At 66.1% G+C, this 20674-nt stretch carries 16 protein-coding genes; 11 read left to right on the forward strand and 5 right to left on the reverse strand.

Annotated elements, in window-relative coordinates:
• Positions 1–373 precede the first annotated feature (373 nt).
• Positions 374–1381 (reverse strand): Rpn family recombination-promoting nuclease/putative transposase, encoded by a 1008-nt coding sequence (locus JQX13_RS15635; protein WP_203409811.1) that lies wholly within the window; start codon positions 1379–1381, stop codon positions 374–376.
• Between the two features lie 541 nt (positions 1382–1922).
• On the opposite strand from JQX13_RS15635, the gene JQX13_RS15640 reads away from it, so the two are divergent.
• Positions 1923–2744 (forward strand): hypothetical protein, encoded by an 822-nt coding sequence (locus JQX13_RS15640; protein WP_203409812.1) that lies wholly within the window; start codon positions 1923–1925, stop codon positions 2742–2744.
• Positions 2745–2955: 211 nt separating this feature from the next.
• On the opposite strand, the gene JQX13_RS15645 is transcribed toward JQX13_RS15640, so the two are convergent.
• A complete protein-coding gene (locus JQX13_RS15645; RefSeq protein ID WP_203409813.1) occupies positions 2956–3957 on the reverse strand; it encodes an aldo/keto reductase in 1002 nt (333 codons plus the stop codon).
• A gap of 73 nt (positions 3958–4030) precedes the next feature.
• On the opposite strand from JQX13_RS15645, the gene JQX13_RS15650 reads away from it, so the two are divergent.
• The gene (locus JQX13_RS15650) at positions 4031–4963 is read left to right on the forward strand and encodes a LysR family transcriptional regulator (RefSeq protein ID WP_203409814.1); all 933 of its coding nucleotides are present in this window, start codon (positions 4031–4033) and stop codon (positions 4961–4963) included.
• A gap of 22 nt (positions 4964–4985) precedes the next feature.
• Positions 4986–5588, forward strand: coding sequence for an alpha/beta fold hydrolase (locus JQX13_RS15655; protein ID WP_203409815.1), 603 nt, complete (start codon positions 4986–4988; stop codon positions 5586–5588).
• Positions 5589–5875: 287 nt separating this feature from the next.
• On the opposite strand, the gene JQX13_RS15660 is transcribed toward JQX13_RS15655, so the two are convergent.
• Both JQX13_RS15660 and JQX13_RS15665 read right to left on the reverse strand, forming a co-directional pair.
• A complete protein-coding gene (locus JQX13_RS15660) occupies positions 5876–7204 on the reverse strand; it encodes a cytochrome P450 (protein WP_203409816.1) in 1329 nt (442 codons plus the stop codon).
• Between the two features lie 735 nt (positions 7205–7939).
• A complete protein-coding gene (locus JQX13_RS15665) occupies positions 7940–8611 on the reverse strand; it encodes a hypothetical protein (RefSeq protein ID WP_203409817.1) in 672 nt (223 codons plus the stop codon).
• Positions 8612–9335: 724 nt separating this feature from the next.
• Between JQX13_RS15665 and JQX13_RS15670 the strand changes: the two genes are divergently transcribed.
• From JQX13_RS15670 to JQX13_RS15705, 8 genes are all read left to right on the forward strand, one after another.
• Complete coding sequence (locus JQX13_RS15670) at positions 9336–9962, forward strand: peptidoglycan-binding domain-containing protein (protein WP_203409818.1); 627 nt, start codon at positions 9336–9338, stop codon at positions 9960–9962.
• Positions 9963–9988: 26 nt separating this feature from the next.
• Entirely contained in the window at positions 9989–10480 is a 492-nt protein-coding gene (locus tag JQX13_RS15675; RefSeq protein ID WP_203409819.1) for a hypothetical protein, read from the forward strand.
• Positions 10477–12573, forward strand: coding sequence for a hypothetical protein (locus JQX13_RS15680; protein ID WP_203409820.1), 2097 nt, complete (start codon positions 10477–10479; stop codon positions 12571–12573). Before JQX13_RS15675 ends, JQX13_RS15680 begins: the two co-directional genes overlap by 4 nt.
• 149 nt (positions 12574–12722) lie before the next feature.
• Positions 12723–13346 (forward strand): helix-turn-helix domain-containing protein, encoded by a 624-nt coding sequence (locus JQX13_RS55925; RefSeq protein ID WP_203409821.1) that lies wholly within the window; start codon positions 12723–12725, stop codon positions 13344–13346.
• Positions 13319–13957: an ISL3 family transposase gene (locus tag JQX13_RS55930; protein ID WP_343211151.1), complete on the forward strand. Its 639-nt coding sequence runs from the start codon at positions 13319–13321 to the stop codon at positions 13955–13957. The genes JQX13_RS55925 and JQX13_RS55930 overlap by 28 nt, the downstream gene beginning before the upstream one ends.
• Before the next feature lie 404 nt (positions 13958–14361).
• Complete coding sequence (locus JQX13_RS15695) at positions 14362–15882, forward strand: hypothetical protein (RefSeq protein ID WP_203409822.1); 1521 nt, start codon at positions 14362–14364, stop codon at positions 15880–15882.
• Positions 15883–16442: 560 nt separating this feature from the next.
• Positions 16443–16850 (forward strand): hypothetical protein, encoded by a 408-nt coding sequence (locus JQX13_RS15700; protein ID WP_203409823.1) that lies wholly within the window; start codon positions 16443–16445, stop codon positions 16848–16850.
• A 51-nt stretch (positions 16851–16901) separates the two neighbouring features.
• The gene (locus JQX13_RS15705) at positions 16902–17522 is read left to right on the forward strand and encodes a carboxypeptidase-like regulatory domain-containing protein (protein WP_239014770.1); all 621 of its coding nucleotides are present in this window, start codon (positions 16902–16904) and stop codon (positions 17520–17522) included.
• 7 nt (positions 17523–17529) lie between these two features.
• Here the strand turns inward: JQX13_RS15705 and JQX13_RS15710 are convergent, their stop codons facing one another.
• Positions 17530–20487 carry an ATP-binding protein gene (locus JQX13_RS15710; RefSeq protein WP_203409824.1) on the reverse strand — a complete coding sequence of 986 codons (2958 nt, stop codon included), beginning with the start codon at positions 20485–20487 and terminating at the stop codon, positions 17530–17532.
• Positions 20488–20674 lie beyond the last annotated feature (187 nt).

A 20674-nucleotide genomic window follows, 5' to 3' on the forward strand; every position in this document is an offset into this window, starting at 1 on the left:
AATACGAGAAGAAATAGTAAATCGAGCAAAAAAATGTCTTATACCAATATCCAGCCCTGGGAAACGCGAAAAGCTTGACGCGATGCGACAGACCCGGCGTGTTGGGGAACGTGCACTGGGAGTAGAGGGGGGCGATGCGATGCGTCATGACGGCCCAGGTGGGGACGGGGACACGCTTCCCTGGTGCCCGAAGTTCCCATGGGACATGCGCGGACACGCGTCTTCCGACGTGCCACGTCATGAATGCCTCATGAGGAAGGAGCCGCCCCTGGAGGGGCGAATCGGCGGGGCCGCGGGAAGGCGCTTCGTCCGCGGGACGACGTCTTCCAGTACACACAGGAGTCCCGAGGCCTCCCTCGGGTCGCCCGGTCTTCTACTGTGCCAGGTCGTCCAGCACGTCGGACAGGGTGGCGGCGTTCAGGGCGCGGTCGAACCAGCGATCGAGGGTCGCCAGATCCGTGCAGGTGAGAATGCGCTGCCGGGCCGCTTCATCGACGTGCAGACCCCTCGCGGTGAGGATCCGCAGGACGTACTCGGCACGCCCCAGGGTCTGTCCCTCCTCCCGGCCCTGTTGGCGTCCGCGCTCGATGAGTTCCTCGCCATAGCTCCGCATCAGTTCCTCCGTTCGTTGCTCATCCAGTACCGAATGTAACATCCGCCCGGTCGCTTCATGGACGGCCGCGTCCCCGACCCACAGCAGGTAACGGATGAGCACCACCAGGTGCTCGGCCCCTTCATGCGTTGCCTGCACCTGCGCGAAGAGCGCCACCCAGTCCGGCAGCCTCCGGGCCAGTTCGTCGGTGCGTCCGTAACGCAACACCAGCCAGGCCAGCCGGGCCAGCGGTGGTCCTGGGCGCGCTCTCAACGCCTCCTCCCGCTCCACCGTCAGGTCATCCAGCAGGTACTCGAAGCGCGGCACTAGCGCTCGCCACCTCGCCCGATGTTCCTCCTCCCCTTCCGGCAACTCGAAGAGATCCTCCACTCGGCGCGGCGCGGTCCAGGCTCCATCCGGTCCGTGGTACATGACGAGTGGGATGATGAGGGGAAGCTGCGCGCTTTCCGGGTGCTCCTGGCGCCAGTGCTCCACCTGGCGCATCACGTAGCGCAGCATGCGCAGCGCCATCCACCTGTCCACCGAGGACTGATGCTCCAGCAGTACATACAGCAGCAGCGGGTGGCCCGTGCGCAGTCGAGCCGTGAAGAGCAGGTCGCTCTCTGTCTCCCTCAGCTCCGGGTCCACCACGCTGCCGGGCTCTCGCCGGAGGGACGCCCAATCCACCTCGGAGACGACATGAGAGGGCAGCACGGCGCGCAGCTCGGCGGCGGCCCGCTCGGGGTGGCCGAAGGTGTAGCGGGCGAAGAGGTCATGCGGTCCAGACATGGCGAGCCCCACTCCAAGCATGCGGCGGGCCAAGGGAGTCGGACACCTTCCCCGTAAGTGACGGATTCGCCACTCGACGGCCCCCTGCTCGGGAGTATTTGACGCGGGGAAACCCTCATCACGAGGAATGACATGGGTATCATGCGCTGCGAGGACCATGGCCTGCGCGGAATCGAGCACGTCTGCGAGCATCTTCGCCATGCGGTCGACGTGGGGTCCGAGCTCCCAGCCTTCGCGAAGTACCCGCTCTTGATGGACGGTCCCTCCCCCGAGGTCTGGCTGGTCCTCTACTTCTGCCACGAATGTGTTGCGCGAAGGGGGCTCCCAGTTCCGGAGCGGGAGCTCAGCGAAACCGAGCAGACGCGCGAGTATCACGGCATCCTCGACGACCTCGAGGTTGTCTGTGAGCGATGCTTCAAGCGCAGGGCCTTCCCCTCGGAGGGAACCGGGCCGTCGCCCATTCTCTGCTCTCCTTTCCATGCTCCAGGGGCTTCGAAGGTCACGTCCCGGTGGTAACCTTCCGGCCCATGTGAGGTGGCCAGTGCTCGAGTTCAAGGCGGATTGCGAGGTGGATGGGGGTCTGGTCGTTGCTGATCGGGAGACGCTGAATGCGTTGTCAGACGAAGACCTGTTCTCGATGATGGTCGCCCTCGACGAACAGGGGACGTCGGAGTTGGCGTTCGACTACCCCGGGGTTTCCTGGCAGCACGTCTATGACAGGGAAACGCTCCGCTTGAGGGAACTGTGCACGGCGGGCGGGCTTTGGTTTGCCAATATGGGCCCCGGACGTTTTTGGGGTGGGGTGGAGGTGGAGCAGGTGGGTAGCACGTCCATGCCGGATGGTCTGGCTTCGGGTGGGGGAAGTCTTCGCCTACCATCAGGCGATGTCGTTGTTGTCGAGGCGGGATATTTGTGTGCACGTAGGGCCTACGCCGTGGAGGAACCCATGGCCGAGGTTTCCGTGCGGGCAGGCCTCTACGGCGTTCGCTTCCTTCGCCTGCCTCGCCCCGAGGGGCACCAGGGGATTCGCGGCGAATGGGGGGCGAGCGGAAGACCGGCTGTTGTTGTGAGCCTTTGGCCGCGCATGGATGCAACCCCTGACCTGGCGATGGGAGCGCAGGGAAACCTTCTCAAGAAGGACGCTTCCTGGCTTTCTTCCTGGTCACGCGCTGACGACCTGGTCTGGGCCGCGCTCAAACGCGTGGAAGGCCATCGGGCGATCTTCACGATCTCGTTTCCCTCTGGACACGGGTATGCGGAAGCTCCCATGGGGGCCAGGCATCTATCGGCTGGAGATGAAGTTCTCTTGCGGCTCATCGAGAAGAGCGGAGGCCGGTGGAGTGCTGAGATCGCTGGACCATGAACTGCCGCCCGCAGGCCCTCTTCTCCGGCATCGAGGCTGACGACATCGACGCCGACAGTACGAGCCCACGCTTGGGGCAGTGTCGGTGAGGGCCCGCGGGACTTCGGGCGTTCCACGAGGTCCGCACCTACTCCGCGTCCAGGGGGTCGTCATACTCCCTGGAGTCCCACGAGAAGTAGGTTGCGCGAGTTGCCACGGGAGGGCGGGCGCGTCACCCGTGCTCGCTGTCGAGGTGCTTCATCTGCTCCGGTGAGTAGCGCTCGCCGGAGATCTTCACGAGCGCATCGAGCGCCGTGAGATCGTCCTTCGACAGCGGCCGGTCCAGGGCGCCGAGCGAGTCCTCGAGCTGCATGAGGGTCTTCGCACCGACCACGGGGACGAACGCCGGCTGGCGTGCGAGCACCCACGCGACCGCGAGCTGCCCAGGCGTCATGCCGCGCTCCTGGGCGAAGCGGTGAAGGGCGGCCACGGTCTCCTCGTTCTTCTCCCGGTTCGTGCCGCTGAAGCGGGGGAGGTGGGCGCGGAAGTCCCTGGGTCCCCGCGGCTTGCTGCCGGTGAGCAGGCCTCGCGAGAAGACGCCGTAGAGTGTCGCGCTGATGCCGAGCTCCTCGAGCACGGGGAAGATCTCCGCCTCGGGGCCGCGGCTCGCGAGTGAGTATTCGATCTGCAGATCGACGATGGGGTGGACGCGGTGGGCGCGGCGGATGGTCTCGACGCCGACTTCGGACAGCCCGATGTGGCGCACGTAGCCCGCCTTCACCAGATCCGCGATCGCGCCGATGGTGTCCTCGATGGGGACGGACGGGTCCAACCGGGCGGGGCGGTAGATGTCGATGACGTCCACCCCCAGCCGGGTCAGGCTGTAGGCGATGAAGTTCTTCACGGCGACCGGGCGCGTGTCATTCCCGCCAAAGCTCCCATCCGGTCCTCGGAGCGCGCCGAACTTCACGGAGAGCTGCACCTGGTTCCTCCGGCCCGCGATGGCACGCCCCACGAGGAGCTCGTTGTGGCCCATTCCGTAGAAGTCACCCGTGTCGATCAACGTGACGCCGCGATCGATCGCGGCCTGGATGGTCCGGATGCTCTCGGCGTCATCGGTCGCGCCGTACATGCCCGACATTCCCATGCAGCCAAGCCCCAGCGGGAATACCTCGGGTCCCGTGGCGCCCAGCTTCACCGTCCGCTGCGTCTTCTTCGCTTCGTGCGTGCTCATCGTTCGTCTCTCCTTCTGCGCAAAGACTATGGATCGACACGCTGAAATCCAATGAATAGGATGTATCCGAATCATGCACGGCGTCTATGAAAAGGATCTCGACCTCAACCTGCTCCGTGTCTTCGTCGTCGTGGCGGAAGCGGGCAGCGTCACGGAGGCGGCGAGTCGTCTCTATCTCACGCAGCCCGCGGTGAGCGCGGCGCTGAGGCGTCTCACGTCGGCGGTGGGGGCGCCCCTGTTCGTCCGAGCGGGGCGCGGGCTGGCGCTCACGGCGCGCGGGCAGCGTCTGTTCGCTTCGGCCCGGCCGCACCTCCAGGCACTCGTCGAGGCGGCTGTCTCTCCAGGGACTTTCGACCCGAAGACGAGCGAGCGGACGGTGCGGCTCGGATTGTCGGACGTGAACGAGACGTGGCTCCTCCCGCCGCTCCTCCGGGTGCTCGCCGAGGAGGCTCCGCGCATGAGGCTCATCGTGATTCCGGTGCAGTTCCGCACCATCGCCGAGGCGCTGGGTTCCTCGGCGGTGGACCTCGCGGTGACGGTGGCGGACGAGTTGCCGGCCGATACGCGGCGCCTCTCGCTCTACACGGGAGGCTTCGTGTGTCTCTACGACCCCCGGCACGCCCGGCTGGGGAAGCGCCTGACGATGGAGCGCTACCTCGAGCACGAGCACGTCATCGTCTCGTACAACGCGGACCTGCGAGGCATCGTCGAGGACATGCTGGGCATCCAACGGCGCGTCCGGGTGTCGGTGCCGACGTTCCACAGCATCGGTGCCCTGGTGGAGGGCAGTGCCCTGCTCGCCACGATTCCCATCGTGGTCGCTCGGGAGCTCACGTCGCTGCGTCCGAACCTCCGCACAGCGCCCCTGCCGGTGCCGTTGGGCCTGGGGAGCGCGCCGATGGAGCTTCTCTGGCGGAATACGGTCGAGGACGACGAGGCCATCCGCTTCATCCGCGGCCTGGTGGTCCGCGTGGCGAAGGAGAAGACGGTGCACCTGGCTGATTGAGCATGGCATGGTCGTCAGCCCCATGAGCCCTCACATCCTGTTCCTTCCTGGCGCTGGAGGTGCCGCGTCCTTCTGGCATCCGCTCGGCGCGCTGCTGCCGGCGAGCTGGCGCAAGACCTATCTGAGCTGGCCGGGCCTCGGCCTCGAGCCGCATGACCCGTCGGTGCGAAGCCTCGACGATGCGGTCGCCCATGCCTCCCGCGGGTTGGAAGGCCCGAGCGTGGTCGTGGCGCAGTCGATGGGCGGCGTCGTCGCCGTGCGGCTGGCGCTCACCCATCCGGAGCGCATCAGCCATCTGGTCCTGACGGCCACCTCCGGCGGCATCGATGTCGCGAGCCTCGGCGCCAGCGATTGGCGCGGTCCCTATCGCGCGGAGTACCCGAAGGCGGCGGACTGGCTCCTGAACGACCGGACGGACCTCTCGGCGGAGCTCCACCGGATCTCCATCCCGACGTTGCTGCTCTGGGGCGATGCGGATCCCCTCAGTCCCGTGGCGGTCGGCTGTCGTCTCGAGCAACTGCTGCCCAGGGCCCGGCTGCGGGTGCTCGCGGGTGGGGACCACATGTTCGCCCGAGAGCGCGCGGACGAGATTGTGACGTGGGTCACGGAGCATCTCCGCGCGTGACCGAGCCGGGCCCGGAGGCAACGACGCCGACACCCACCGGGAGGCGCCTCCAGGGACCCTCGAATCACGATTCATCCCTTGTGCACGTCAGTCTTCGACGGCATCCGGGCCCATGTCGTCGCCGATCGCTCGCAGTTCTTCAAGGACCTCAGCGTGCCCTTCTTTGGTGCCAACCGGCCGGGCGCCAAGGTCTCGCAGGGCATGCGGGACGCGTTACCCCGCCAACGCCCACGCCCGGTTCAACCGGGCGCGGACGACCCCGCGGCTGATGTGGGCCCCTGCTCGCCTCAGGTCCGAGCTGTTGGCACCAGGCGAATACCCTGAGGAATGAGGAAGGAAGCCGCCGCGAAGGGAGAGACCTTCGCGCCTGCCGCGAGCGTGAGGCGGTAACGGCGGGTCACCGTCGCGATGACGAGCACCAGCGCCAGTTTCGCGAGCGAGGCGCCCATGCAGAGGCGCGGGCCACCCCCGAAGGGGAAGTACGCGAACTTGGGGAGCCGCTCGAGCGAGCCATCGAGCCAGCGCTCCGGGCGGAACGCTTCAGGGTCCACGAACCACCGCGGGTCCCGGTGGGTCACCCAGGGGCTCAGCGCCAGGCTGACGCCCGCGGCAATCCGATAGCCGCCCAGCTCTCCTTCCTGGAGGGAATCCCGGGCCGTCATCCATACAGGGGGGTAGAGCCGCAGTGACTCCTTGATGACCGCCGCCGTGTAGACCAGGCGGTCCGAATCCTCGACCGTGGCGCGCCGGCCGCCCAGCGTCTGCTCCACCTCGGCTGCCACACGCGCATCCACCTCCGGGTGCAGCGCCATCAGGTAGAGCGTCCACGCCAGCGCGATGGCCGTCGGCTGGTGTGCGGCGAGGAGCATGATGGCCACTTCGTCGCGGGGGTACCACGGGGGGGCCAGGCATCCATCCTCCCCATCGCGAGCCTGGTGCACCAGCTCGAGGAGGTTGGACGAGCCGCGGCTCCGCTCCCGGAGTCGCTCGATGAGCCCGTAGACCGCCCGGTCGAACTGCCAGACCGACCACCTGAACCGGAGGTTCTGCGGCGTGGGGAGCCAGCGCGGTATCCGGATCGGGAGCGGCCGGAAACTCCACGCCAGGAAGGAAGTGACCCGCCGGACCTCGTTGGCGCTGAGGTCCGAACCCAGGAGGAACCGCCCGACCACCTGGGCCGCGAGGGGCGCGACGTCGCCCTCGAGCGCGCGCACCTTCCCAGGGCGCCAGGAAGCGATCATCTCCTCGGCGGCTTCGACGATCGGCTCCGCGCGGGTGTCGACGCGATCACGCTTGAACAAAGACTGGAGGAGCCTGCGCTTGTAGAGCCAATCCTTCCCGTCCGTGTGCATCAGCGCATAGTGATACGAGCCGGTCTTGGCCCAGGTTGGCTTCTGCCCGGTCTCCTTCGCGAAGCTCCGCTGGCTGTTGACGAAGACGTGCTCGATGTCGCGGGGATGGCAGAGGAGATAGTTGTCCTGGCCCAACCGAACGACATCCCCGAACTCCCGGGCGCACCGGGTCACGAACCTGAGCGGGTCGGCGTGGAAGTCCGCGACATTGGCGATGCCCCATGCACCCTCGGGGCCGGGAGGCTCTCCATGAAGCGTAGTCATGCGAAAATTCCCCTCTCACCGACAGCCGGCGCTCACGCGATGAGAATCGGCCAGAAGCATGAGCTCGCCGCTGGCCGATTCGAGTCATGACTTCTGCCGCTGATTCAGTACCCGCCGCCAGGCGTGATGGCCTGGTACTGGCGCGTCAGCTTCTTCGGATTGGACAAGCCCAGCGCCACCGCGATGTAGAAGAAAGCCTTCATGATCGATCCTCCTTGTTTGGGCTTTGAAGTTGTTCAGCCCGCCAGGATGATAGCGCCAGGTCTGTCATGTCTGTCAATGCCTCATTGGCTTGCGCCACGAAGACAACGAGCAAGCAAAGACAAGCCAACCGAGAGGAGGCATGAGGTCTCTCCAGATATTCGCGTCCAGACAGTGCGCCTATCGATGCAGAGCCCATGCCGTGCCAGGCACTCCCTCGTGCCGCATGATTGGCACGTCAAAAGACAAGGGCTGACGCGTCAGCGGTGCTGGCTGACACGTCAGAGCCGCTGGCCGCGTGGGCCGAACGGCTGTTCCTGTCTGGCCACGAACGAAAAATTGCCTGCCTGATGGAGGGCATTCCGTGCCGGGTGTGGAGGCATGCGCCGGGTGTGACAGCACCCATCGGGGGCGCGCCATTGTGGAGCACCTGGGGCTGCCTACGCGGCCTGCGAAGCGGGCCCTGGGGCAGGGGTCACCCCAGCAGGCGTGGTGTTGAGCCTGGCGCGGCCACGACCCACAACTCCCTGTTCACTAGGGCCAGAAGCCCTGCCAGGTCGTGTAGAACGAGTCGCTATCGATGACGCAGGTGTGGGGGGACTCGACGCAGCGGACGTCCGTGCTCGAGGTCGTCTTCCCGTAGGAGCCCGCGTTCAACCGGGTGGCGCCCCAATGCGTGGTCGACGCCGTCAGGAAGCTGTCCTTCGTATGGACCAGACCCCGGTAGTTCCCTCCACCCGCGGGCGTCGCCAGTCCGCTCGAGGAGAGCGTGTAGCTGGGGACCGTCTGCACGGGGGTGCGGTCCGTCGGGCCCGCCAGCATGACGACCGTGTCCACCAGGTGATCCTTGCCGATGACTGCCGCATGCCCCGCGCCCTGGGAGTGCCCCGCGACGATGAGCTTGTTCCAGACGATGCCACAGGGAATGGCCGTGTTCTTGGTTCCCGTACAGTTGGAGGGCGTGAGGTAGGCGCCCCATCCCCCGGCCGGATCCTGGCTGTCCCGCATGAACACGAGCAGCCGGATGAGGCGGGCCTCGATGCCGTCGTAGTAGCCCATATCCGTCACGGCGGAGCCCGGCTGCACGACGCCCGTGATGAAGGTGCGGCGCGTGGGCAGGTGGCAATCCACGTTCGTGCCGCACACCTCCCGGATGTTCGGAGAGTTCCGGTGGGTAATCCCAACCACGCGATAGCCCTTGTTCACGGCGCTCGCGAAGAAGCTGGTCTGCGCGGTGGTGTACTCGTTGATGTGATAGAAATTACCGGCGCTCGAGCCCGCTCCGTGGAGCATCACGACCAGGTTGCTCTTGGTGGGGGTGTTGGGGCGCAGCGCGTAGTGGGGACGGTTCCAGGACGTCGTCCTTCCACCGAAGTTGGTGTCCGTGGGGAGCATCGCCCAGCACTTCGCGTCGGCGGGCGCCTGGCACGCGGAGAGCGCTTCCTGTTCCCGGGTGGAGAGTTCGTCTCCGGAGAACGGCACCTCATCCTCGAGAGGCCCACACGCCGCGAGGGCCAGGAGTGCACACAGTGGCAGGCTCTTCTTCAGTGGGTTCATTATTCCGTCCGTGCTGTGGTGGTAGCCGAGCTTGCTCCTGAATTCCCGGACATCCAAGCGTTCTCTGAAATGATTTTGCCTCCTTCGGCGGCGTAGGACCCCGGGATGATGCTTTCTCGAGAGATGATATTTCTCTTGGGGCACCAGCCCTTCGCTCGAGGTGTCCCCTGCGCTGCGGTGGTCTTCCGGGAGCGAGCCCCCTCGGTCCTTGCCCGGGTCCTGAGCCCACGAGGTGGGGGTGGCGAAAGGGCACTCCGTGGGGTACGAATTCCCCCCTCGTTGAAGTGACGGCCTGACCACTCGTGCCGCGGTCGAGCGCCGGAAGGGGGGCACCGTGCCGAGACAGCACATCGTGCAGCAGGGGGAGTGTCTCGTGAGTATCGCGCGCCAGTACGGCCTCGCGAACTGGCGCACCCTCTACGAGCACCCGGACAACGAGACGCTGCGCCGCAATCGGCCCAACCCCAACGTGCTCTTCCCTGGCGACGTAGTCGTCGTTCCGGACCCAAAGCCGAAGACGGTCAATCGCGTCACCGGCCGTACGCATACCTTTCAGGTGACGCTGCCGCGCAAGGAGCTCCGCCTGACGTTGCGCGACGTGCGCGACAAGCCCTTCGAAAACGCTCATGTGGAACTGGAGGTGGACGGCCGCTCCTGGCCTCCACCCGAGGGCCAGGAGGCCTGGACCACGGACGGCGAAGGCTTGCTCAAGGTGCCTGTGCCGGTGGGTGCGCGGTCGGTCGTGCTCGCGACAGGCGGTTTCAAGGTGGGACTGAGGCTGTCCCACCTCAACCCCCTGCGGGACATACCGGAGGGGAACCTCAGCGGTGTACAGGCCCGGTTGCGGAACCTCGGTTATGACGGAGGCACGGGTGAGGGGCGCATGGGGCCGTCCACACGCGCGGCGCTGGCGCTCTTCCAGGCCGACCAGGGTCTCGAGGTGACTGGCAAACCCGACGATGTGACGCTCCGCAAGCTCGAGGAGCTGCACACCAGTTGATTCAACGCAGTGAGAGGGGGAGTGCAGTGGATGATGTACGTGACGTGATGGTGGGGGCGCCCGGAGACACGGCCGGCAATGTGCTCGTGCTGGGTGGGATGGATGTGGTCGTCCCGCTCGAGATGGACCTCGATGACGACCCGCTCCAGGACGACGAGGTGTGGTTGCGCCGGGCCGACGGCAGTGTGGTCCAGGTGCTCTACTCGAATGATCCGGACGTGGAGCGCAACGAAGAACAGCGGCTGTTCTTCTTCGGATTCCGCGACGTCCCCTTTGGCGTCTATACGGTGTCGGTGAAGGTGGGGGATCAACTCTACGATGCCATTCGCGGTCTCGTGGTGTGTCGGGAGGGTGTGCTGCTCGGTGGGAAGAAGCTGGCCTCGTCCTGGACGGCACGCCAACCGCCCTCCGTGCCCCCCGCGCCTTCGGAGTCCTCGCCAACCCAACCCTCGGAGGAGCCTGCGCTTGCGCTGCTGCCGCAAGATGGCGGGGTCTATCTCGACCAGGAGGACCTGTGAGCCAGTCGAGTTGCTGGTCCGAGGCGTTCACGCCCAAGCGCTTCTACCTGGGTATGAAGTACGCGGTACGCGCCCTGTCTGGTGGTGAGCCACTCACCGGGCTCTTCATGGCCTTTCGCGTGCTGCCACCGGCCGGGAGTGGCTCACCCACGGACAAGGTGGTGGAGTTGGCGTACGCGGCCCCCGACGAGTGGGCGGAGGAGCGCTCTGCCCGCGAACGCGCGGAGAAGGAGTTCAGCCTCGCGTTCGTGGACCCCGACGGCTTCCTGCAGCCTGTCACCAACGTCAACCCCTGGTACGAAATCCACGCAGCGTTGCAGGCGAAGGCCGAGGCACAAGCCCGCCACGAGAAGCAATGGAACGCCAAGAAGCAGAACCGGGGCGTGCCGCCGCCTCCCCTCCCTCCGGTCAACCGCAATCCCGACAGCGTCAAGCTGTCGTTGGGCACCCGGATGCAGGCGTGTCTCATCCGTCATCCCAGCGCCCACCTCGCGCGGGCCCTGTGCGATTGGCTCAGCGGTGGTGAGGACCCGCACGAGTACGGCTTCGCTCAGTGGGGAGAACCGGAGACGCTGCTGCGTACTCTCGAGACGAAGCAGGACACCGCCGTCGATGCCCTGAACCTCGACGGGCTGACCAGCGAGCCCGCCGACTACTTCCCACCCGGCCCCAAGCGCTATGGCGGTTGGACGCTCTACGTCGACATGCCGCACGCCTCCCTTCCCTCGGTACAGGAGGCGGTGGGTCGTCTGAAGGACGACCTCGGTCGGCTGCGCTACCCGGTGGGCGGAAACTCGCCCTACGGAGGCTGGAAGTCGAAAGGCGGTGCCAGGATCGCATCAGCCAATCGCGGTACTTTCGACCTGGTCTGTGCCTCCGCCGTCACGGCTTTCCAGTACGACGCGTCCGGCCCATGGGCCTTCAAGCTCGCGGACAAGGCGCTCGCCTATGCCTTCGCGCTCGAACCCTCGCGCAGCGGCGATCGCAAGAAGCCCAAGAACAGCTGGGCATACCTCATTGGTTCCACGGTCAAGCGCGCCCCAGTGCTGGACGAACGGGGATACGAGCAAGGGGTGGTGGACGTGGCTACGTCGACGGCCATCCGAACGTGGCTGGAGGAGGGCCTGCGCAAGCCCGGCGTGGTGCTTATCGAACTTCCCGCAACGGATGAAAAGGCTAGCGGCGCACGCTGGGTTGACTGGGCCCGGCCCGAACTCGCGTTCGCCTTTGAGCTGTGGCGCGAGTTCTCGCAGTCCTTGGGTTGCGAGTACGGCCTGTCCTTCACCCACGTGTTCCGCAACGCCGAGGCAGCCGGTGGAGTAGGCCGTGCCGAGTGCTCCATCCACAAGACTGGCAATGCCGTCGACCTTGCTGTCAAGGGCACACTCGTCGGTGGCAACGACAACGTGGTCGACTTCTCGCTGCCGGCGGCCCACTTCCCCATCCGCTTCGAGGCGAGTTGGAACTGGGATGCCCGCTCTGCCATCGGTAGGCTCGAACGCGAGCTCGACGGGGCTAGAAAGAAACTCGAGACTGCGAGGACTGGCGCGAGCAAGGCCCTGCGCTCGCGGATCACCAACACCCGGCAGGACATCGCGGATGCGTCCGCGAAGCAAGTGGAGGGAGCCGGGCGCAAGGTGAAGGTCCCTCGTTTCAAGGACGACCTCCGGCCAAGGCGAACCCAGGTCTGGCTGGACGCAGCCGGCCTCCAGTCGCACCTGGAGATGTGCGAGACCCGGCTTGCCCACCTCGAGCGAATCTCCACCACGTTGGAAAAAGGGGCACTGGGAGCAGCGGTACCAGGGGAGCCGGAGCTACCCGAGGTGGTCAAAGTCCGGGCGGCGGAGGCTCGGCTGAAAGTAGCGAAAGAGCAGTTTGACCGCGCTCAGCAGACGGACACTCCGGTCCGCAGTGCCTACCGCATCAGCTGGCGGCTTTACGGTCACTCCATCTTCAACCCGTTCCGCTATCTGGCTGACCCGGCACAGCTTGCCCAGGAGGTGGAGAATCGACTCGGCGCTCCACCCGTGGAACTGCGGGCAGACCCAACCATCTTGTGGAAGATCGAGGAGAGATTCCGGGATCTTCTGTAGCTGAGGTGGGCGCGACAGGATGGACGGAGGGTCTCCGGTGAGAGACAGGAGAGGGGCAGTGCGGAGAGGTGGCTGTCACTCTCGCAAGAGCCCTGGTCGCGGAGTTGCAGTGCGTGCCGCCCCTGCGAGTGCTGGCGGGGAGGCGGGGAGTGGCGGGGCCGAGTGTGGGGGAGGTGATGGGGCGCGTGCTGCGCATCCAGGGGATGAGCGTGCGCGGGGTGCAGATGCGGCCCGGGGGACTGGTGGTGCAGGTGCGCCCCCGCCAGCGCAAGCCGCGCTGTGGAGTGTGCGGCCGGCCCGCCCCAGGCTACGACACGAAACCTGGACGACTGTGGCGGCACCTGGCGCTGGGAGAAACCATCTTCTGGCTGCGGTACGCCCCGCGCCGGGTGCGCTGCCGGGAGCATGGAGTGAGGGTGGAGCGGGTGCCCTGGGCGGCGCACGGCTCGAGCTTCACGCACGCCTTCGAGGAGCTGGTGGCCTGGCAGGCGCAACGTCTGGACAAGTCGTCCATCTGCCGGTTGCTGGGCATCAACTGGCGCACGGTGGGCACCATCATCGAGCGACTGGTGGAGGAGCGCCTGTCGCCTGGGCGCCTGGAGGGGCTGCAAGTCATTGGGGTGGACGAGCTGGGCTGGCGCGCCGGGCACCAGTACGTGAGTCTGGTGGTGGACCACCTGCGCTCGCGAGTCGTCTGGGTGGCGGAGGGAAGAGCGAAGAGACGCTCAACGGCTTCTTCGACGAGCTGGGAGAGGAGAGGACGAAGGAGTTGACGCACGCGACGATGGACCTGTCGGCGGCCTTCAGCAAGGCGGTGGGCAACCGGGCCCCACACGTGCGCAAGGTGTTCGACCGCTTCCACGTGCAGAAGCTGGCGAACGAAGCGCTGGACACGGTGCGCCGGCAGCAGGTGCGGGAGCAGGCGGGGAGCCAGGAGGGCAAGGCGCTCAAGCACAGCCGCTGGGCGCTGCTGAAGAATCCGTGGAACCTGACGGTGCGCCAGGGAGAGAAGCTCAGCGAGTTGAAGAAGACGAACCAGACGCTCTACCGGGCCTATCTGCTCAAGGAGAGCCTGGCACGGGGCATGGACTACGTGCAGCCCAAGCGGGCCTCGGAGCACCTGGACAAGTGGTGTCAGTGGGCCAGCCACTCCAGGCTCGCCCCCTTCGCGAAGCTGGCGAAGACAGTCCAGCGGCACAAGGACGGCATTCTCGCCTATGTCGAGACGGGGCTGAGCAACGGAGTGGTGGAGGGAATCAACAACAAGATTCGAGCCCTCATCCGTCGCGCCTATGGCTTCCGCAATCCCAAGGCATTCAGGGCGATGATACTGCTGTGCTGCGGAGGCATGGAGTTCACTCCGCCCCTGCCAGTAGCGGCGTAGCCCCTCGCAGTAGAAGCAGGCAGCTGGGGACCGAGCTCCGGAGCGCCGACAGATTCGACTGCAACCCGGCCAGCAGGGCAGCGGAGCCAGGCGCCCTGTCATGCACAGCCGCGGCTTTCTGGCACCCCAGGTCGTGCCCCTGTCTCATTCATGCCTCGAACTCTCGCGGGGACTTGCGTCCCATGGCCATCGCGCGGCTCCGCACACCCTTGAACCCCAAGTCCTCCCCGTGCGCACGGCCTCGGTTCCTCGACCCTGCCCACTCGACGTACCGAAGACCCAGATTCCGTCAGGTGCTGCGTAGCTACGTACCGGAGCCTTCTCCTGAGCTTGAAGCCCGTATCTCTGGCGAAGCATTTCTCGGGCCATCAGAGAACTACAGCCTACCGCCCGACAAGAGCTCCGTGGCCGATGAACTGTGGGGTGGCCCCATGTTGCCGGAGTGCGTGGAGCCGGTGCCCGATACCGAGGAACTCGCGCGACGGGAGACCGCCTCATGGGAAGAGTTGGTCGAGGTAGCTATCGTCTCGCGACCCGAACTCAAGCGCTGCCGCGAGGTGGCCGAGGCGCTCGTCGATATGGGGGGTGAAGGCGTCCTGCGCGCTCTCTTCCGGTTGAACGTGACGCAATTCGTCTACAACCCGTTCGAGGCGGATGGCGGACATGATGGGGCCAAGGTGGAAGCCTCGGCGGACATCAAGAACGGCGTGCTCGACTATTTTGACCAGACGGAGGTGCTCAAGCGCGCGGGCGTCCCTGATAAGGCGTGCTCATTCCTCAACCTGACAGCGCTCGGCTTCATGTGCGGGTTGCTGCGCATCGGGGCCAACCGTGGCGGCTGGCGCGATCCTCGCACCGACCCGGGGGCCAAGGTCAAAACGCCCTTCCAGAAAATTCGCGTGGATGGGCATCTTGGTCCACTTGCAGGCATCATCGAGCGCATGGGCTCGGAAGGGACTGACGGTGACGACGATTTCTTCTTCGTTACGTCCAAAAAGGGGCGAGTCGCGCATTGGGTACATTCAGTCGACAGGTCCTTTCTCCTCATGTGGGCGCGTACGCTCAAAAAAGCGAGCGAGGTTAAAGTCAGACAAAAGAGGACTCGGGAGCCAGCGGCCATCTATCCAGAGCCTGCGGGAATGTTCATCAGTGCGAGGATGGTATGTAGCCTCTCAATGCGTGAAGACGAGCAGGAGCAGGTGCGTACACTGCTCAATACATTTTCAAGCAAGCGCTTCAAGCTCGTTCGCGTAGGGCGCAGCGTGGAAGGCATCGATGTGAGTGATGTAATAGAGGGGCAGACGGTGCTTGCTCAGTTCGAGACGGCTCTTGCCAAATTCATCTCGACTATTGATGCCCGCGAGGAAGAGGCACAGAAGGAGAAGGAAGCACGCAAGGCCGGCAAGAAGGCCGAGCGTCGGGTGAAACCGTTCAAGTCCGCTCCCCGGTTGCGGGATGATTGGACGTTCGTGCTCCAGCCCTACTTCGACCTGGACAGCCCACCTCCCGGCGCCGAGACCGTACTCACGCCGGAACTGCTCGAGGACAACGAGGCGAAGGTCGGTGCGCTCACATTCAACCCTGGGGATTTGCTTGAGATCCCGACGCCGGGCATCGGCCGAGCTCTCGAGTGGTGGCACTATGAGACTGAGCACGCCAACCGGACGCCCTGGGGCCAGTTGCTTACCGAGATTGGCTACGGATACCCGGTCCTCTCGGCCCCAGCCCTCCCCCTGCGTGATATCCTCCCCCGCCGTTATCTCAGCCGAGGCATGGACTTCGCTGAGGGCGACGAGTTGGGCAAAATAAAGGGCGGTGGCGTCATCGGATTCATGCTTGAAAACGAGAGCACCAAGGCTGAACTACCCGAGCGTGCAAAGTCCGCCGCCCGCCCCCCACCGCTGGCTGGTGGGGCCGGCAACTGACACCACCGCCGGGCCATGCCGGCGAGCCGAACGCAAGAGAGGTCCACAATGTCGAGCTGGTCTCGTACGCCGTCTCTACCTGGGGTGTTGCTCCTCGTAGCGATCGGGGCTTGCCGGGGAGCGGATGCCTCATCGAAAACGCCATCCACCCCTACTGCACCGACGCCTGCGGTCACTCAGACCGCTCCTTCCGGTGCGTGTGTGGGCGCAGCGCCAGCCCCACAGGCACAGACTGCGCCTCCAGCGCCCGCGAAGCCCGCTGACATCGGCGCCTGGGGCGCGGGAGTTCGCGACCTGGTCGCTGACCCATATGATCCTCCGTCAAGCTACTTCGCGGTGAAAGCCCGGATCGAGTCCGTGCCCTGTGAGCAGGTGCTACAACTCGGGCCCGAGGGCTTCCTTATCCGCTACACCCCCCCTATCGGGGGCGGCCTTATCTGCTCGACGTGCAGCGAGACATTGCTGCCTACTACAAGAAATGCCGGGTCGAAGGGTACCGCTCTCTGCTTGCCAGGCTACCGCGCCAGGAACGTCGTTGGGTGGATGCTGTCCGCCCCCGGATGCAAGCCTTCATCAGTACCCTCTACAACTTGCGCGAGCAGTGTAGCCCGCGAAAAGACCTCGTTTACGACCAGCGGGAGACGCTCGCGCTGCTGCGGTTGGAAGATCTCCTCGCCCGTTTCGTCGAACAGGTGACCGCTCCCGAGGGAGACCAGGGGCCGCGTTGTGACACGCAGGACTTCGCGCCCGTACGTGCGGAGGCTACCGCGCTCATCGCGCGCCCCTGCCCTCCTCCAGCCGATGCGGATGAGGAGGATCGTCTCCTGCACGAGCGTTCGCTGGACCTCGCAGCACCAGGGTTCAACGTCTCAACTGATGACCTGAAACCCTACTGCGAGCATTTCCCTCGAGCTGCGATGCAGCCACTGCTCGTCTTCGCGCATGAGCTGCTGCTCCAGGAGAAATAGGGGAGCGAAGGAGCCGAATCCGGCGTAGAGTTCGCAACGAGGGGGGCTCTCATGGCGCACATCTTTCACTCGCGTTGGCGAGTACCTGGGCGATTTTCCGACTACGTCATCCTTCGTGGCTCGAGCGCCAGGGGAGAACGTATCGGCCAACAGGTACCGGGGGTTTTCGTCACCTCCCTGCTGGAGGGATGGCTGACGTCGGGCCCCTCACGGACCCTGCACGAAATCTACGAGTCCCTCGGAGGAACGCTCCCTCTGGGTCTCACCGTGCAGGAGCGCACCCGGTACGATCAGCGGATCAAGGAGCGCCTCCAGGACGCCTTCCTGTTTGGCGAACTGGTGGCTTTCGAAATCAAGCACCCCCTGCCGCAGGCCTGGCCGGTCGCGCGAGTGAGGCCCCAGCCCAGGTTCGCGGAGCTTGAGCCCGAGCCCGAGCCCGAGCCCGAGCGGACCTTCATCCTCATCCGGCTGGTGGACGATGAAGGCAATCCCGTGCCGGGCGCGCGCTACCGTGTCGAGTTGCCGGATGGCGCTGTCCGGGAGGGACGGCTGAACTCGAGCGGCGAGGCCCGCGAGAACTACGTCGTCCCCGGGGAATGCAAGGTGACCTTCCCCGAGCTCGAGGACAGCGCCTGGCAGCCGGGCAGTCCGTCCGAGAAGGCGACTGCCTGAACGGGCATCAGGCTGGCCCCGTGTCGAGCGGCAACTCGAGGGTGAAGGTGGCTCCGCCGCCGGGCGTAGGGGTGACCGTGATGTGCCCGGAGTGCTCCTCCACCACCTGCCGGGCGATCCACAACCCCAGGCCGAACCCGCCGTAATGGCGTGAGGAGACCGCGCGCTCGAAGCGCTCGAAGATGCGGGAGCGGTCTAGCGGAGCGATGCCGATGCCATGGTCGGCCACCGTCACCCTGGCTGTGCCCCCCTGCGTTCCGAGGCTCACCTCCACGGGCCTGCCCATTCCAAACTTCACGGCGTTGGATAGCAGGTTCTGGATGACCTGGCGGATGCGCGGGCGGTCACATGTCACGATGACGGCGGCCTCCCCCTGGAAGGAGAGGGTGCTGCCGGCACGCGAGGCCTCGTCCCGCACGGCCTCGACCGCCTCGGTCACGAGCTCCCTCAAATCCACTTCGCACAAGTGCAGGTGGAGCTGGCCGGTGTTGATCCTCGACACATCCAGGAGCGTCTCGACCAGCGAGGCCAATCCCTGAACGGTCTGGGCGGCCGTTTCGAGTCGCGCCCCGACGCGCGCCCGGCTCTCCTCGCTCAGGCCGCGCCCCACGAGCTCCATTTGGAGGCGGAAGCGGGTCAGGGGCGTCTTCAGCTCGTGGCTGGCCACGGAGAGGAATTCGTCCCGGGCGTGAACGGCTTCCCGGAGGCCGGCCTCGAGCGCCTCGCGGCGGAAGAGCTCCCGGCGCATTCTCGAGAGCTCGAGGTTGGAGCGCACCCGCGCGATCAGCTCCCGGGCGGAGAATGGCTTCACGAGGTAGTCATCCGCTCCCGCGTCGAGTCCGCCCACGGCGGCTTCGGGACCGGCCTGGGCGGACAGCAGGAGGATGGGGATGGTGCGGAGGCCCGGGTCTTCGCGGAGCCGTTGGACCAGCCCCAGCCCGTCCAGGCCCGGCATCATCACGTCGGTGACGATGACGTCCGGACGCTGGCTGTTCGCGGCCTCGAGCGCGGTGAGCCCATCCACCGCCCTCTGGACCTGGAAGAAGGGAGCGAGGACACGCTGCAGGTAGTCGCGCATGTCCGCGTTGTCGTCGACGATGAGCACCCGGCCGGAGGGGTTCTCCACCCTGGAGGAGGGCCGAGGCTCCTCCTCCGTGCCTTCGGGTAGCCACCGGAGCGCCTCCTGAACGTAGGGCCCGGCGCCTGTCGCGGTGGACTCCTGCTTCGGCCCCACCTGGAGCTTCTCCTTCGGGAGATGTGCCGAGCCACGCGGGATGGACACCGTGAAGCGGGTGCCTCGGCCCACCTGACTCTCGACCGCGATCGTCCCACCGTGGAGCTTGACCAACTCCTGCACGAGCGCCAGCCCGATGCCGCTCCCTTCGAAGGAGCGGGAACGCGCTCCTCGCACACGGTGGAACCGCTCGAAGAGGTGGGGCAGCTCGTCCGCTGGAATACCCGCCCCCGTGTCTTCCACCTCGAGCACGGCGTGCCGCTCCGTCGCACGCAGCCTCACGGTGATGCTTCCCTCGAAGGTGAACTTGAAGGCATTGGACACCAGGTTGAGGACGATCATTTCCCACATGTCCCGGTCGACGTAGAGCGGCTCGGGCAGGGGCGGGCAGTCCACGACGAGCCTCAGCCCGGCCTGCTCCGTGGCGGACCGGAAACTGCTGACCAGTTCCGCCGTCAGGGTGTCGAGCGCGGTGGGCTCGTAATGCACATCGGCGCGTCCCGCCTCGATGCGCGAGAAGTCGAGGAGGCTGTTCACGAGCCGCAGCAGGCGCTCGCTGTTGCGAATGACGACCTCGAGGGCCTCGCCTCGAAGCACCTTCTCCGGAGAGGCTCGCGCGTCCTCGAGCGGCCCGAGCATCAGCGTCAGAGGGGTACGGAACTCATGTGACACATTGCTGAAGAAGGCCGTCTTGGCCCGATCCAGCTCCATCAAGGACTCGGCGCGCCGGCGCTCCTCCTCGTAGGAGCGGGCACTCGCCACCGCGACGGCGATCTGCCCCGCGGCGAGCTCGAAGAAAGTCCGATAGCGCTCGTCGAGGGGCCGGCGTGGACTCAAGCCAGCGACCAAAAAGCCATGGGGGTGCTCCTCCCTCGTGCGAACGATGGGCAGCACGAGCGCGGTCCGCGTGGGCTCGGGCCAGGCTCCTCCCGGCAGCTCGCCGAGCCGTGGCGGCAACTCCGCGACGATCTCCACGGCGCCACCGCGCGCGACCTTCGCCAGGGGCCAGAGTGCGTTCTCGTCACTCAACGAGATGACTTCGGGGCTCAGGGCCTGGCCCTCGAGGATGCCCGAGGTGCTCATGAGCCGCGCGTGTGTCCGCTCCTTCGCCGTCAGATAGAGCGCCGAGAAGGTGATGTCCGCGGTGTTGTGGCTCAGCGAGCGAGCGATCGCGGCACATGCCTCCCCCACGGTCTTCGCCCCCAGCGCGGCTTCTCCCAGCTCTCGCAAGGTCCGCAGCCGGCGCTCGGCGATGACGTATTCCGTGGTCTCGTTTCCCGAGCAGAAGATTCCGCTGACCTTCCCTCCGTAGTCACTCAGGGGCGCGAACGAGAAGGTAAAGTAGGTCTCCTCCAGGAACCCCCTGCGATGGATATGGAGCGGCATGTCTTCCGACCACGAGGCCACTCCCGTGGCGACCACCTCCAGGAGCAGCGGTTCCAGACTGCTCCAGACCTCCGGCCAGACCTCGCCGAAGGGTCTGCCCATGGCCCAGGGGTGCTTCATTCCAAGAATGGAGGTGTACCCATGGTTGTAGATCAGCACGAACGCTGGCCCCCATAAGACGAGGGTCGGGAAGCGTTGGCTGAGGCAGATGCTGACAGCGGTGCGAAGGAGGCGCGGCCATTGGCTCACGGGACCGAGCGGCGTCCGCGCCCAGTCCATGTTCCGGAGGAGCGCACCCCTCTCTCCACTCCGGGCGAAGAGCTCGTCGGAAGGCTCGTTGTTCATGCAGGGAGCCCTCCCCAGGCCCGGTGAGCCTGGAGGCTACGGCACCTCCCGCTCTTCTGCTCGGCCAGGGGGGAGAAGGACAGATGGACGTCCACCGTGCCCTTCACGCCGGCCATGAGGACGTTGTCGAGCTCGAGCTCCCGCGGGCTGCATGCCGAAGCGCCCACCTGACACCTCCCTCCAGCAT

Source organism: Archangium violaceum (assembly GCF_016859125.1).
GTDB classification, from domain to species: Bacteria; Myxococcota; Myxococcia; order Myxococcales; family Myxococcaceae; genus Archangium; species Archangium violaceum_A.